This window comes from Streptomyces sp. NPDC059743 (genome assembly GCF_042732975.1).
In the GTDB taxonomy this organism is placed as follows: Bacteria; Actinomycetota; Actinomycetes; order Streptomycetales; family Streptomycetaceae; genus Streptomyces.
This window is the reverse complement of the sequence record NZ_JBHWGS010000002.1, coordinates 160,135-174,751: the sequence shown is the minus strand read 5'-3', so window position 1 is coordinate 174,751 and position 14,617 is coordinate 160,135. Positions and strand designations below refer to the sequence as shown.

12 protein-coding genes are annotated in these 14,617 nt (G+C 71.0%); 6 read left to right on the top strand and 6 right to left on the bottom strand.

Annotated elements, in window-relative coordinates:
• Positions 1–15 precede the first annotated feature (15 nt).
• On the top strand, positions 16–1,002 hold the full coding sequence (locus tag ACFV6H_RS03910) for an ABC transporter ATP-binding protein (protein WP_385538307.1): 987 nt from the start codon (positions 16–18) through the stop codon (positions 1,000–1,002).
• Entirely contained in the window at positions 999–2,696 is a 1,698-nt protein-coding gene (locus ACFV6H_RS03905) for a transporter (protein ID WP_385538304.1), read from the top strand. The genes ACFV6H_RS03910 and ACFV6H_RS03905 overlap by 4 nt, the downstream gene beginning before the upstream one ends.
• A 138-nt stretch (positions 2,697–2,834) precedes the next feature.
• Here the strand turns inward: ACFV6H_RS03905 and ACFV6H_RS03900 are convergent, their stop codons facing one another.
• Together ACFV6H_RS03900 and ACFV6H_RS03895 are read right to left on the bottom strand one after the other, a co-directional pair.
• A complete protein-coding gene (locus tag ACFV6H_RS03900; protein ID WP_384976940.1) occupies positions 2,835–3,704 on the bottom strand; it encodes an alpha/beta fold hydrolase in 870 nt (289 codons plus the stop codon).
• A gap of 740 nt (positions 3,705–4,444) precedes the next feature.
• Positions 4,445–5,137 (bottom strand): metal-dependent transcriptional regulator, encoded by a 693-nt coding sequence (locus tag ACFV6H_RS03895; RefSeq protein WP_093590200.1) that lies wholly within the window; start codon positions 5,135–5,137, stop codon positions 4,445–4,447.
• Positions 5,138–5,472: 335 nt separating this feature from the next.
• Here ACFV6H_RS03895 and ACFV6H_RS03890 point away from each other — a divergent pair, with 335 nt between their 5' ends.
• From ACFV6H_RS03890 to ACFV6H_RS03880, 3 genes are all read left to right on the top strand, one after another.
• Positions 5,473–6,225, top strand: coding sequence for an SIS domain-containing protein (locus ACFV6H_RS03890; RefSeq protein WP_385538300.1), 753 nt, complete (start codon positions 5,473–5,475; stop codon positions 6,223–6,225).
• A gap of 686 nt (positions 6,226–6,911) precedes the next feature.
• The gene (locus ACFV6H_RS03885; RefSeq protein WP_093590194.1) at positions 6,912–7,499 is read left to right on the top strand and encodes a carbonic anhydrase; all 588 of its coding nucleotides are present in this window, start codon (positions 6,912–6,914) and stop codon (positions 7,497–7,499) included.
• A 73-nt stretch (positions 7,500–7,572) separates the two neighbouring features.
• Complete coding sequence (locus ACFV6H_RS03880) at positions 7,573–9,048, top strand: SulP family inorganic anion transporter (RefSeq protein ID WP_384976935.1); 1,476 nt, start codon at positions 7,573–7,575, stop codon at positions 9,046–9,048.
• Positions 9,049–9,139: 91 nt separating this feature from the next.
• Here the strand turns inward: ACFV6H_RS03880 and ACFV6H_RS03875 are convergent, their stop codons facing one another.
• Together ACFV6H_RS03875 and pdxH are read right to left on the bottom strand one after the other, a co-directional pair.
• Positions 9,140–10,585 (bottom strand): PAS domain-containing protein, encoded by a 1,446-nt coding sequence (locus tag ACFV6H_RS03875; protein ID WP_385538295.1) that lies wholly within the window; start codon positions 10,583–10,585, stop codon positions 9,140–9,142.
• A 499-nt stretch (positions 10,586–11,084) separates the two neighbouring features.
• Entirely contained in the window at positions 11,085–11,726 is a 642-nt protein-coding gene (gene pdxH, locus ACFV6H_RS03870) for a pyridoxamine 5'-phosphate oxidase (protein WP_385538942.1), read from the bottom strand.
• Positions 11,727–12,036: 310 nt separating this feature from the next.
• On the opposite strand from pdxH, the gene ACFV6H_RS03865 reads away from it, so the two are divergent.
• The gene (locus ACFV6H_RS03865; protein WP_384976932.1) at positions 12,037–13,149 is read left to right on the top strand and encodes a citrate synthase 2; all 1,113 of its coding nucleotides are present in this window, start codon (positions 12,037–12,039) and stop codon (positions 13,147–13,149) included.
• Between the two features lie 130 nt (positions 13,150–13,279).
• Here ACFV6H_RS03865 and ACFV6H_RS03860 read toward each other — a convergent pair whose 3' ends face one another.
• Both ACFV6H_RS03860 and ACFV6H_RS03855 read right to left on the bottom strand, forming a co-directional pair.
• Positions 13,280–13,876 (bottom strand): TetR/AcrR family transcriptional regulator, encoded by a 597-nt coding sequence (locus tag ACFV6H_RS03860; RefSeq protein ID WP_385538291.1) that lies wholly within the window; start codon positions 13,874–13,876, stop codon positions 13,280–13,282.
• Positions 13,864–14,610 (bottom strand): enoyl-CoA hydratase family protein, encoded by a 747-nt coding sequence (locus tag ACFV6H_RS03855; protein WP_384976928.1) that lies wholly within the window; start codon positions 14,608–14,610, stop codon positions 13,864–13,866. Before ACFV6H_RS03855 ends, ACFV6H_RS03860 begins: the two co-directional genes overlap by 13 nt.
• Positions 14,611–14,617 lie beyond the last annotated feature (7 nt).

Here is a 14,617-nt window from a genome sequence, read left to right as displayed (position 1 = left end):
GAAAGGCAGTACGCGATGCCGGACCAGGCACCGGAAGAGGCACCAGGGCAGCAAGCCGCCGGGGCGGACAGGGCGGAGGCGGCACCCGGAACGGCCGGGACGGACGGGGCGGACAGGGCGGGCAAGGCGGGGACGGAAGGCGCAGGCCGGGTGACGGGCGCGGCGGGGACGTTGCCGCCCGCCGTTCACGTCCCAGCCGCTCACGTCCCAGCCGTCCCCGCCGTTCACGTTCCCGCCGTCCGTGTCGAAGGGCTGTGGAAACGGTTCGGCGGGCAGATCGCCGTCGCCGGTATCGATCTCGAACTGCCCGCGGGCCAGTTCATCGGTCTGGTCGGCCCGAACGGCGCCGGCAAGACCACGACGCTCTCCATGATCACGGGCCTGCTCAGACCCGACCAGGGACGGGTCCTGGTCGCCGGGCACGACGTGTGGCGCGACCCGGCGGAGGTCGTGGAGGTCAAGGCGCGGATCGGCGTACTGCCGGAGGGACTGCGGCTCTTCGAGCGGCTCTCCGGGCGCGAACTCCTCGGCTACACCGGGCGGCTGCGGGGGCTGCCCGGTGCCGAGGTCGACAAGCGCGCCACCCAGCTTCTCGACGTACTGGACCTGGCGGGCGCCCAGCACAAGCTGGTCGTGGACTACTCGACGGGCATGCGGAAGAAGATCGGCCTGGCGGCGGCGCTGCTGCACAACCCGGAAGTCCTCTTCCTGGACGAGCCGTTCGAGGGCGTCGACCCGGTCTCGGCGCAGACGATCCGCGGTGTTCTGGAGCGCTATACGGACTCGGGCGCGACGGTCGTCTTCTCCAGCCATGTGATGGAGCTGGTCGAGTCGCTCTGCGACTGGGTGGCGGTGATGGCGGCGGGCCGTATCCGCGCGCAGGGCACGCTCGCGGAGGTACGGGGCAACGCGCCGTCCCTCCAGAGCGCCTTTCTGGAACTGGTCGGCGCGCAGGGCCGCGACACCGGCGAGAGTCTGGACTGGCTGGGCGGCGCCCGATGAGCGGGACGGACGGGACGATAGCGGCGGCGGCCGGCGTGACGGGTACGCCCGACAGCGCCACCCGCGCCACCGGGGCCGGCGGGGGTGGTCCACGGAGCACTCCCTCGCTCACGCCCGTCTTCGTACGGCTGAAGCTCGCCCTCCTACGCAACGGCTTGCGCCAGTCGTCGGGACGTACCGTCGCGTATGTCGTCTCCGCGGTCTTCGCGCTGCTGGTCGCGGCGGGCCAGCTCCTCGGGCTGGTGCTGCTGCGCGGAAACGATCATGCGGGCACGGTCGTGGTCCTGCTGGCCGCCGTGCTGGCGCTGGGCTGGGCGGTGATGCCGCTGTTCTTCCCGGGCGGTGACGAGACGCTGGACCCGACGCGGCTGGTGATGCTGCCGCTGCGACCACGACCGCTGGTCAGGGCGCTGCTGGTGGCGTCGCTGGTGGGCCTCGGGCCGCTGTTCTCGCTCTGTCTGGCGGTCGGCTCGGCGATCGCGGTGGGACACGGCGCGGCGGCCACCGCCGTCGCGGTCCTCGCCGTACCACTGGTGCTGCTGATCTGTGTGGCGCTGGCGCGGGCCGTCGCGACCGCCAATATCCGGCTGCTGACCTCGCGCAAGGGCCGCGATCTGGCGGTGCTGAGCGGTCTGGTGGTCGCGGTGGGCATCCAAGTCGTCAACTTCGGCGCGCAGCGGCTCGGCGACGCGGGCGGGCTCTCGGCGCTCGATCCGACGGCGGAGGTCCTGCGATGGGTGCCGCCCGCGTCCGCGATCGGCGCCGTGGACTCGGCGAGCGAGGGCGCGTACGGCACGGCCGCGGCGCAACTGCTGCTGTCCGCCGGTGCGCTGGCGGCGCTGCTCTACGTATGGCAGCGGTCGCTCGTGAAGCTGATGACGTCGCCGGACGGCTCGACGCTCGCGGCGGCGGAACCGTCCCGCAAGGAGTCCATGTCGGCGGCGGGACGGCTGGGACGGCTGCTGCCCGAGGGACGTACGGGCACGGTGATGCTGCGCAGTCTGCGCTATGTGTGGCGCGATCCGAAGACAAAGGCGGCGTGGGTGACCTCGCTGGCCATCGGTCTGATCGTGCCGCTGTTCAACGCGCTCCAGGGCCGGGGCACGATCTACTTCGCGTGCTTCGCGGCCGGGATGCTCGGTATCCAGATGTACAACCAGTTCGGCCAGGACACCTCCGCCTTCTGGATGGTGGCGCTGACGATCTCCTCGACACGGGACGCCTATCTCGAACTGCGCGCCCGCGCCCTGGCGTTGCTGGTGATCACGCTGCCGTACTCGACCGTGGTGACCGTGGCGACGGCCGCCCTGCTGGGCGACTGGCACGCCCTGCCGGAGGCGCTGGGCCTGTCGTTCGCGCTGCTCGGCGCGATGCTGGCGACGGGCGCGGTGGCCTCGGCCCGCTTCCCGTACTCGATACCGCAGGACAGCGGCTACAAGAACGTCGCGCCCGGACAGGCCGGTCTCGCCTGGATCTCCATCTTCGGCGGCATGATCGGCGCGGCCCTGATCTGCGCGCCGGTGATCGCGGTGACGATCTGGCTCCATGTCGCGGGCGCCGACGGCTGGACGTGGCTGCTGTTCCCGGTGGGCACGGTGTACGGCGCGCTGACGGCGGCCCTGGGCCTGCGGCTGGCGGCGCCGCGCACGGCGGCCCGGCTGCCGGAGATCCTGACGGCGGTCAGCAAGGGCTGAGCGGCCCGAGGCAGAACGGTCCTGGGCGGGCCGAGCGTCCCGGGCGGGCCGAGCGTCCCGGGCGGGCTGGGCGTCCCGGGCGAGCGGGCTGGCCGGCTGAGCGGTCCGGCGCGTGTGCGTTCCGTGCCGGACCGTCTCTCACGAGGTCAGCACGCCTTCCAGGAACGGTTCGATCGCCGCCCGCCAGGCCTCCGGCTGGTCGTAGTGGATCAGGTGTCCCGCGTCCATCACCTCCGCGTACTGGCCGCGAGGCAGCACCCGGACCATCTCCTGGGCCTCCGCGCGCCCCAGATCGCCGTCCAGACCGCGGACCACCAGCGTCGGGCAGCGGACCTGGGCCAGCTCCTCCCAGTGGGCGTCATAGACCCAGGTCTCCCGGGCCGTGAGCATCTGGTGGCGGGAGAAGACCGGATGCCAGCCGTCCGCGCGTTCCGTCATCATCTCGGCGAAGAACTCGCCGCGCGCCGGTGTGGGACGCTCCACCCAGGGATCGTCCTCGCCGAACCACTTCCGTACATCGGCGAGCGTCGCGAACGGTACGGGCCACGACCGGAACCAGTCGCTCCACTCCCGCTGGGACGCCACGCCCCGCGCCGAGGCCCGCATATCGCAGATGATCAGGGCCCGGACCAGATCGGGCCGCCTGGCGGCGAGCTGCCATCCGGTGAGCGCGCCCATCGAGTGGCCGATGAGCGTCACGGGCGCCAGCCCGAGCTGTTCGATCGCCGCCTCCGCGTCGGCGACATACGCCTCACGGGTGAACGGCCCTTCCGCCGGCTTGTCGCTGAGACCGTGTCCCCGCTGGTCGAGCGCGACCGTACGGTGCCGCTCGGCGAGCCAGCGCGCCGTGGCGGACCAGTGCGAGGCGCGGCCCATGAGCCCATGCAGGAGTAAGGCGCCGGAGGTCCTCTCCGGACCCGCCTCCTCATGCCGCTCGGGCGGGCCGGCAAACTCCCAGGCAGCGAGACGTACACCGTCCGCTCCGGTCACATCGATACGCCGCACCATGCGTCCAGGCACCCCCTTCGGTCCTGAGTGGTCGTCTGAGTGGTCGTCCCTGAGTGATCGTCGGTGGCCGTCAGCCGTCGGATTCCGCTTCCGGCCCGATGTGCGCACGTCCAGCCAAGCCAGACTATCGAACTCTCGTTCGAAAACACGTTCCCCCTGAGCAACACCGCTCGTTCGAGTGACCACGATCAAGGATTGCCGGACGCGGCCATGGGGAGGTCTTCACCGGGAGGCGGACCGCTCGGGGATGACGGTCCGAGGGGAATGACCCTGGGAGCTCGGGGCTCCGGGTCAGCGAAGGGGAGGACAGGCTCCGGCGCCGCGAGGCGCCGGAGCCACCCTCGCGCATCACAGAGCCGCCCTCGCGCATCGCATCCGGGCTCGTCGCTCGCATCGCGTCCGGGCTCATCGCTCCCAGGACACACAGGCCGTACGACGGCCGCGACGCTTCGTGTCCGTCCCCGCCGTGCCCACCCCCACACAGGCGCATAACCCTGCTCCCCTCCCCGGGCGTGGGGCCGGGGCCCCGGCCGCCTTCAGGTCACATGCCTCAGCGACAGCCTGGCACGCGACGCGCCCCGCCGCTGCCGTTCCGCCGGAAAGCGCGCGCCCCCAGCCACGGGCGCGCCCCCGAGCGCCCCCGCGCCCGCACCCGTACCGCTCCCGCCATCGCCTACGCGAAGCCGCCCGCGTGACGCCGACCGCGCTAAGCCGCACGTACCCCCGTACCCCGTACCGCCTCAGCGCTTGGCGACGAAGACATGCGACGCGACCTCGGAGACCAGCTCCGCCGCCTCGCCGCTGCTTCCCACCAATACCCCGCCGGGAGACTCCGTCACACTCACCACGGACCCGGGCTGCACTCCCGCGCGCCGCAGCGTGTACATGAGCTGGGCGTCGGTCTGGATGGGCTCACCGATCCGCCGTACCACCACGGTCTTGCCCTCGGTGCCCGGATCCAGCTCCGCCAGGCTCACCATCCCCGCGTCGAGGAACGGATCGGCCTCCGTCTTCTCGCCCAGCTCCTCCAGGCCCGGGATCGGGTTCCCGTACGGCGACTCCGTCGGGTGACGCAGCAGTTCGAGCACCCGGCGCTCCACCGCCTCGCTCATCACATGCTCCCAGCGGCACGCCTCGGCGTGCACCTGCTCCCACTCCAGGCCGATCACATCGACCAGCAGACACTCGGCGAGCCGGTGCTTGCGCATGACGCGGGTCGCCAGCCTGCGCCCTTCCTCGGTCAGCTCCAGATGCCGGTCGCCCGCCACCTGCACGAGCCCGTCCCGCTCCATCCGGGCCACGGTCTGGCTGACCGTCGGCCCGCTCTGGTCGAGCCGCTCCGCGATCCGGGCGCGCATCGGGACCACACCTTCCTCTTCCAGCTCAAGGATGGTGCGGAGGTACATCTCCGTCGTGTCGATCAGTCCGGACATACGTGCCCCTCGATAAATCGTGCGCTGGCCCTGAACCAATTCTGACGCATACCACCGACAACCGTGCCGCGCCGGAGAACGCCGAAGTGGCGCGACCATGGAATGGCCGGGAGAACAGCCGGAAGAACCAGCCGGACGGTGCCGGCCGGGCGGCGCCCGCCGGGCGGTCCGGCAGTCGTATCGGCAGAGAAGCAGCCGTATTGACAGAGCAATGGTCCAGACCTCAACGTGATCCGCGGCACAGAGATTCCCATCTCTGGGAACACTCCCGGGAACACCTCGGGAAACACCCCACGAAAACCCCCGGAAACCCCACGCCTGGGAGGGCCTCCTCAATGAGCGAGAGCAAGCTGGCCGGTCAGTTCTTCGATGCCGCGATCGGACTGCTGCAACGCGTGAGGGACGAGGAGTCCGCCCATGTCGCCGCGGCCGGCCGGGCCATCGCCGACACCGTCGCCGCCGGCGGCCGGATCTTCGCCTTCGGCGCCGGGCACTCCTCGCTCGCCGCGCAGGACATCGTCTACCGGGCGGGCGGCTTCGCCCTGGCCAATCTGCTGGCCGTGCCCGGCGCGGTGGGCGTCGAGACACCGGCTCCGCTCGGCTCCGCGCTGGAGCGTGTCGACGGTCTGGCGACCGCCGTGCTCGACTCCAGCCCGGCCGCCGCCGGAGACGTACTCGTGATCATCTCCCTCTCCGGGCGCAACGCCCTGCCCGTCGAGATGGCGACCCATGCGCGGGAGCTGGGACTGACGGTCATCGGTGTGACCTCCGTGGCCTATGCGACGGAGACGACCGCCCGGAACCGCTCGGGCACCTATCTCAAGGACCACTGCGACATCGTCCTCGACAGCGGGATCGCGGTGGGCGACGCGGAGCTGACCGCCGACGGCATCGAGGCGCCGTTCGCGCCCGCCTCCACGGTCGTCACCAGCGCCCTGATGCAGGCGATGATGGCCGCCGCCGCGGAGGAACTCGTCCACCGCGGCATCGAACCGCCCTTGCTGCGGTCGGGCAATGTGGACGGTGGGACCGAATGGAATCGCCGCGTAATGACGGAGTACTCCGATCGTATCTTCTACCGTCACTGAGCTCTTCTACAGTCGCCGAGCCGTGGCCCTGTTCGAACAGTGAACGTACGGAAGTAGCCAAAGCAACGGCAGATGAAGCGGCGTCCGGAACAGTCGAACAGTTAGAACTGACGCCCGAGGCCTGCGGGAACACCTCCCGCGGGCCTCTGTCGTATGCGCGCCCTCGATGCGCGACTTTGCGTCACGAAAGCCCCGGTTGGCGGAATTCTGATCTTTCACGAGAAGGTAATGTTCGTGCAAAGTAAGGGAACCTGCGGTGTTGCATCATCGGAGCTGTCGGCATGTGGGCGCCATCTGGGCGCCTGCAACCGTGCCCTGCACGGCAGTTCGGACGACGCACCACCGCACCGCACCACCGCACCGCACCGCCGCACCGCACCGCCGCATCGCACTGCCACACCAGCGCACCACCGAAAGAACCGCACCACCGCACCACCGAAAGACCGCACGACGGAAAGGGCGAGCCGTGAGAATCCGACCGGACCGCGAGTCCACCGTCAGACCTGGAATGCCCGCCCTCTGAACGGTCTTTCCGGCCGATCCACGCCGGCCGGCCGTAGGCCACCCTCAACTGCCGCGATCCGGCAGAGGTGACGCCCGTACGGCTGCCCGCTCGGCCCCCCACCCCCCACTGACCCGACCACACCGCGCCCCGGAGAGCCCGGGGGCGCAGGAGGCAGGCCATCATGAAGTCACTCATCGACCACGCCCGTACCTTCTCCTCCGTCCAGGTGGCGGAGCGTCACGAGGAGTTCCGCGAACTCGCGGCGGGACAGCAGCCACAGGCGCTCTTCATCACCTGCTCGGACTCCCGAGTCATCCCGTCCCTCATCACCGGCGCGCGCCCGGGTGAGCTGTTCGAGCTGCGTACGGCGGGCAACATCGTCCCGCGGTACGACGCTCAGCGGCCCAGCGGCGAGGCCGCCACCATCGAGTACGCGCTCCGTGTGCTCGGCGTCCGCGACATCGTCGTCTGCGGTCACTCGCACTGCGGGGCCGTGGGCGCGCTCGTGCGCGGCGACGACCTGTCCGCCGTGCCGGCCGTCCGCGGCTGGCTCGACCTCGGCGTACCCGCGCTGCCGGCCGCCCGCGGCCTCGCGCACGCGGTACGCCACCATGCCGCGGCCCAGCTCAACACACTCCGCGGCTATCCCGCCGTATGGGAGCGCCACGCCGAAGGCCGGCTCTCCCTGCACGCCTGGTACTACGAAGTGGACACCGGCGCCATCAGCGTCCACCGGCCCGACCTGGGCGGGGAGTTCAGACCACTGTGACAGCGGTCCCGACCACCTCACTCCCCATCACGTCCGCTCGTGCGCGCGGACCGCACCCCTAGGAACTACCCTCATGCTCTCCCAGTTGAAGGACCAACGTGTCCTCAGGCGCGACATACTCGCGTCCCTCGTCGTCTTCCTCGTCGCGCTGCCTCTGTGTGTCGGGGTGGCGGTCGCCTCCGGTGTGCCCGCCGAACTCGGTCTGGTCACCGGCATCGTGGGCGGACTCGTCGTGGGCTTCCTGCCCGGCAGCTCGCTCCAGGTCAGCGGCCCGGCGGCCGGACTGACCGTACTCGTCTACGAAGCGGTCGAGGAGTTCGGCACCGGCGCGCTCGGCGCCATCGTCCTCGCGTCCGGACTGCTGCAACTCGCGCTCGGAGCCCTCGGTTTCGGCCGCTGGTTCCGGGCCATCTCGGTCGCCGTGGTCCAGGGAATGCTGGCCGGCATCGGGCTCGTGCTCGTCCTGGGCCAGGTGTACGCCATGGCCGACACCGCCCAGCCGTCCGGCGGACTCGGCAAGATAGCCGGGCTGCCCGGACTGATCGGTGAGATCGTCACGAACGGTACGGCGCTGACCGCGTTCCTCGTCGGGGCCGGCACCGTCGCCGTACTGGTGGTCTGGCCCAGACTTCCCGCACGGGTCCGGGTGGTCCCGGGCGCGCTGGCGGCGGTCGCCCTGGCCACCGGAGCGACTCTGCTGTTCGACCTGCCGCTCGCCAAAGTAGAGGTGAAGGGACTGCTGGAGTCCATACAGCCGCCCGGCTTCGAGGACTTCGGGCAGCTCGTGGGCGTGGCCGCGATCGGCACCGTCCTCGCCTTCACCTTGATCGCCTCGGCGGAGAGTCTGTTCAGCGCCGCCGCGGTCGACCGTATGCACGACGGACCGCGTACCGACTACAACAAGGAACTGATGGCGCAGGGCGTGGGCAACACGGTCTGCGGAGCGCTCGGCGCGCTGCCGATGACCGCGGTCATCGTGCGCAGCGCCGCCAATGTCCAGGCGGGCGCCCGGACGCCGCTCTCCCGGATTCTGCACGGCCTGTGGCTGCTGCTGTTCGCCGCGCTGCTGCCGGCGGCGATCGGCGTCATCCCGCTCGCGGCGCTCGCGGCCGTCCTGGTGCACGCCGGCTGCAAGCTGGTCCCGGTACGGGATCTGGTGCCGCTGTGGCGGGAGCACCGCGGCGAGGCCGTGATCCTCGCGGTCACGGCGGTGGCGATCCTGGTCACCAACCTCTTCGAGGGCGTGATCCTGGGGCTGCTGCTCGCGGTGGTCAAGACGGCGTGGGAGATCTCCCATCTCCATCTCGACGTACGGGAACTGACGGGCGGCCGGCTGGTGGTGTCGTTCACCGGGAACGCGACCTTCCTCAGGCTGCCCAGGACGCTGGAGCAGTTGGAGGCGCTCCCGAAGGACCGTCCGATCGAACTGGATCTGTCCGGACTGCGCCATGTCGACCACGCGTGCCGGATCGCCCTGGAGAACTGGGCGCTGCGGCACAACGACGCGGAGACGGAACCGGTGAGAATGCATCCGCCGAACGTCAGCTGAGATCTGCTGTACGCCGGTTGTACGTCGGCGCCGGGCGGCGGTCCCACTCAGCCGCCCGGCGCCATCCGCCCGCTATCCATGGACGGCCAGCTCAGTCGGACAGCGCCCTGGAGAGATCCAGCGAGGCCGCCATCCGAATCGTCACATCCTCCGCGTACACCGCGTCGGGACGCTCGAACGCGGACCTGCTCGCACCTCGCAGAAACGTCACCACGCCCAGCGACCGGCCCCGGCTGCGCAGCACCGTACACAGCGCGTGCACCGAATCCGGCGGCCACTGGCGCGAGGTCGCCCATGTCGGTGAGGGCGGCGAGCCCGAGGGCGCGCTCGCGCGCACCGAGCCCGTACGGTCCATCGCCTGGAGCGCCGGATGCCCGCCCGCGTACCGCACCGGTATACCGCCGGTGGTCACCTGCGTACTGGGCCCGGACCCGCCGCCGGCCGGTGTCGCCACCGCCCGTACCAGCCGTACGGGAGCCTCCGGGGCCGAGGAGAACGAGCCCGCCCTCGGCTCGCCCGCCACCAGATCGATCAGCGCGTGATCGGCGAAGCCCGCGAGCGCGAAGTCCAGATAGACCGTCGCCGCCTCCATCGGATCCTCGCACTCGACGGCGGCGCGCCCGGCCCGGTGGAGCTGACTGGCGCGGAACCGCAGCCGGTCCGCCTCCTGCGAGGCCAGCTTCGCCTCCGTCGCGTCCTGGAACATCCAGCCCACGCCCAGCGGCACCGGCTCCTCCGCCAGCGGCGACGCCAGCCGCAGAAAGCCGCTGCGCCAGCAGCGCCGCCGGTCGCCCTCGGGCGTACGGACCGTGACCCACAGCTCGGCGGGCGACTTCGGCGCGCCTTCGGCGAGCACATGGTGGAGCGCGGCCTCCAGCTCCTCGACGCCCTGGACGACCAGCTCGCCCAGCGGGCGTCCCAGCACGGCCGTACGCCCGGAACCGAGCGCGCGGGCCGCGTAGCTGTTGACGACGGTCGGCCGCAGATCGACATCGACCAGGACGACTCCCCAGGACGCGTCGTCGAAGAGCGCCTCGCTCAGCGCGATGGACCGCTCCAGATCGATCTGCTCATGGACCTCGCTGAACGCGCTGTACACGCCTGCGGGCTTGCCGTCGGGACCGCGCATCCCTGCCGACTGCGTACGGATCAGGACCCGGCCGCCGTCCTTGCGCAGCAGCGCGAACTCGTCAACCTGCCGACCCGGCGTCTCCATCACGGCCATCAGCCGTGCCTGCACCTCGTCGGCGTCGGCGGTCCGCACCGCCCATCCGGCGAAGCCCCGCCGCCCGACGGCCTCCTCGGCGGACCAGCCGAGTATGCGCTCGGCCTCGCGGTTCCAGTGCGTGATCACACCTTGCGCGTCGAACGCGCAGAGGGCGGCGTCCATCCCGTCGAGCAGAGCCGCGAGCAGATCCGACCCGGCCCCGTCCCGCTCACCCTCAGCCCCGGCCACCCCCGGGCCCCGCGCCCCGGCACCGGGCTCCGGCTCGTCCGGACCTCGCGCGTCGGTGGTCTCACTCCGAGAAGCACTCATCCTGGCACCCCCTGCAGGGCGTCTCCGCCTGTGCTGACGCACGTCCGGCCATTGAACTTCAACGTGACCCAGCACACACAAGGTTCCCCGAAATCGTTGCTTTGAACAATTCTCCGCCCCGCACGCCATTGCCGCACCACCGGGCACACCAGGCGCGCGGACCGGGCACGGGCCGGGCGCGACCCGGGCGGCGGACCAAGGCCGCGAACCGGGCGCGTCAATATCTCCGAAAATCCCTTGAGTCGCTCCGCGGGGACGCCTAACGTGTGGCCCACACCGAAAGGAGGTGATCCGGAAGATGTATTCAGTCCGGACAAGTGAGGTGGCTGCGGGCTAACGCTCGCCGTCGTACTCTCCGCAGTACTCGGCCGGGTCGAAGGCCGAAATCCCAAGCAGTCACCCGACCCGCGGACCGCCGGTATGTCCGGCCGGCTCCCTCTCCGGAGGGACCATGGTCCGCGGGTCGTCTGCGTGTGCGGCCGGTGCGGAAGGCCGACGGCTACGGGCACAGCCGCTCTGTCCGCCAGGCCTCCGCCGTGCCCTCCGTGGGCTGCTCGCGGACGTATCTCAGGCGGTCGTGGAGCCTGTTCTCGTGGCCCTGCCAGAACTCGACCGTCTCCGGAGTGACGCGGAAGCCGCCCCAGCGTGGCGGGACCGGGACCTGTTCGCCCTCGGGATAGCGGGTCGAGAGGCTTTCGTAGCGGTGGAGCAAGGTTTCGCGGGAGTCGACCGGGGCCGACTGGTCGCTGGCCCAGGCGCCGAGCTGGGAGCCGTGCGGGCGGGTGCGGAAGTACGCGGCCGTCTCGTCGCGGCCGACGCGCGCCGCCGTGCCGGTCACGATGATCTGGCGGGCCAGCGGGTGCCACGGGAAGAGCAGCGAGACATACGGGTTCGCCTCGATCTCACGGCCCTTGCGCGAGGTGTAGTTGGTGAAGAAGACGAAGCCGCGCTCGTCGTAGGCCTTCATCAGCACCGTGCGGGAGGAGGGACGGCCGTCGGGCGTCGCCGTCGAGACCACCATCGCGTTCGGCTCGTACAGATCGCAGGCCACGGCCGCCTGGAACCAGCGGGCGAACTGTTCCATGGGCGCGGGCGCGAGGTCCGCCTCCAGCAGCGGTGTGCTGCGGTACTGCTCGCGCATGGCGGCGGGATCTGGATTCTCCTGAGGCACGGAGTTCTCGTGAGGCACGGGGTTGTCGTGGGGCACGGGGCCATCCTGCCGTAGGGGCGAGTCTGCCCGGCACTGAGTGCCGCCAATCCTCGGCGGACGAAGTCTGGCAGTGTGCCGGTTATCACGCTTCCCCGCATCAGCGGAACTCGCCAAAATCTTGGGGTGGGCCTCTGTGGCCTTCGTACACCAGAGGCTATCGTTCCTGCCTCTCGGACCGCTGCCGTACGGAGGCATCCACCCGGGGTGACCATCCGTCGCACACATCATGAGGAGCCGCCTGATGTCCGACATCGATCCCTCCTTCGTACCCGGTCTCGAAGGAGTCGTCGCGTTCGAGACGGAGATCGCAGAACCGGACAAGGAAGGCGGCTCGCTCCGCTACCGCGGCGTCGACATCGAGGACCTGGTCGGGCAGGTCTCCTTCGGCAATGTGTGGGGCCTGCTGGTCGACGGCGCGTTCGATCCCGGGCTGCCGCCCGCCGAGCCCTTCCCGATCCCGGTCCACTCCGGTGACATCCGGGTGGACGTGCAGTCCGCGCTGGCGATGCTCGCGCCCGTGTGGGGCCTGAAACCGCTGCTCGACATCGATGAGCGCACGGCCCGTGACGATCTGGCGCGGGCCGCCGTGATGGCACTCTCGTACGTCGCCCAGTCGGCCCGTGGCCAAGGGCTGGCGATGGTGCCGCAGCGGGAGATCGACAAGGCGACGACGGTCGTCGAGCGCTTTATGATCCGCTGGCGCGGAGAGCCGGATCCGCGGCATGTGAAGGCCGTCGACGCGTACTGGACCTCGGCCGCCGAGCACGGCATGAACGCGTCGACGTTCACGGCCCGCGTCATCGCGTCCACCGGCGCGGATGTGGCGGCGGCGCTGTCCGGCGCGGTCGGCGCGATGTCGGGCCCGCTGCACGGCGGCGCGCCCTCCCGTGTCCTCGGGATGATCGAGGAGATCGAGCGTACGGGCGACGCCACCGCGTATGTGAAGCGCGCGCTGGACCAAGGCGAGCGGCTGATGGGCTTCGGCCACCGGGTCTACCGGGCCGAGGACCCGAGAGCGCGGGTGCTGCGGCGTACGGCGCGTGAGCTGGCGGCGCCGCGGTTCGAGGTGGCCGAGGCGCTGGAGAAGGCCGCGCTGGAGGAACTGCACGCGCGCAGGCCCGATCGGGTGCTGGCGACGAACGTGGAGTTCTGGGCCGCGATCGTGCTGGACTTCGCGGAGGTCCCGGCGCATATGTTCACGTCGATGTTCACCTGTGCCCGTACGGCCGGCTGGTCGGCGCACATCCTGGAGCAGAAGCGCACGGGCCGTCTGGTGCGTCCGTCGGCCCGGTACGTCGGTCCCGGGAGCCGGGACCCGCGCGAGATCGAAGGTTTCGAGGGACTGGGCGAGTAGGTCCTGGCGACCGGTCCTGGCGACCGGCTCCCTCGTGACGCATGACGCATGACGCGCCGCGCGGCCCCGGAAGGTCCGGGACGCGCGGCGCCGTCGGTCTCACGGCCGTCGGTCTCACAGCGTGCCGGTCTCACGACCGCCTGCTCAGCACCTCGTCCAGAATCCTCGACCACTGCGCCACCACCCGCTCCCGCCGTCGGCTGTCGTCCGTCAGCAGCGTCGCCAGGCCCAGTCCGCGTGCCATGTCCAGCAGCCCTTGGACGGTCTCCCGTACGCCCGGTACGGATTCGTCCGCGTCCAGCAGTTCCACCGCCGTCCGGTGGGCCTCGCGGCCGATCCGGGCCTCCAGCTCGGTGACCCGGGGCCGTAGCTGTTCCTCGTCGGAGGCCGCGACCCACAGGTGCAGGGCGGCGCGGAAGAGCGGTCCCGTATACAGCGCGACGATCCCCGCCACCGCCTCGCGCCGGTGTCCGGGCCCTGCCGGAACCAGTGCGCGCAGCGCGGAGGACCGTTCCTCCGCCACATACTCGACCGCCGCGGTGAACAGATCCTCCCTGGTCGGGAAGTGGTGCTGCGCCGCGCCGCGCGAGACTCCGGCCCGCTCGGCGACGACGGAGACCGTGGAGCCCGCCCAGCCGTACTCGGCCAGACAGGCCACGGCGGCCTCCAGCAGCCGCCGTCTGGTGGCTCGGCCGCGGTCCTGCTTGGGCGCGGCTACCGCACCCACGCGGCGTCCCGCCGTTCCATGAACGCCGTGATGCCCTCGCGCGCCTCCGCCGTCACGAAGAGCGAGGCCGAGCGCTGGACGAGATCCTCGGCGTACCGGTCGAAGGCGTCCAGCACACCGACGGTGAGCAGTTTCTTGGACTCCGCGAGCCCTTGCGGCGAGGCCCTGCGCAGTCCGTCGAGTACGGGCGCGAGCGCGGCGTCCACATCCTCGGCGGCCTCGGTGATCAGCCCGGCCTCGGCCGCGCGCCGCGCGTCGAAGCGCTCGCCGGTGAGGTAGTAGCGGGCCGCCGCGCGCGGTTCGATCCGTGGCAGGAGCGGCAGCGAGATCACGGCGGGCGCGACTCCGATCCGTACCTCCGTGAACGCGAAGTCGGACGTACGGTCGGCGATCGCGATGTCGCAGGCGCCGAGGAGACCGAGCCCGCCGGCCCGTACATGGCCGCTGACGCGTGCCACGACCGGTTTGGGCAGTTCGATGATCTGCCGCATCAGGGCGATGAAGGTGTACGGGTTGGCCGGTTCCTTGAGGTCGGCGCCCGAGCTGAAGGTGGTGCCGGTGTGCGTGAGCAGCACGGCCCGTACCGAAGGATCGTCGGCGCAGCCGGTGAGGGCGTCCCCGAGCGCGCGGACGAGCCGCGCCGACAGGGCGTTGCGGTTCGCCGGTGAGTCCAGGGTCAAGGTGGTGATGCCCCGCTCGTGCGCGGTCGCGACCAGCCTCGCGTGATCCGTCACGTGTTCT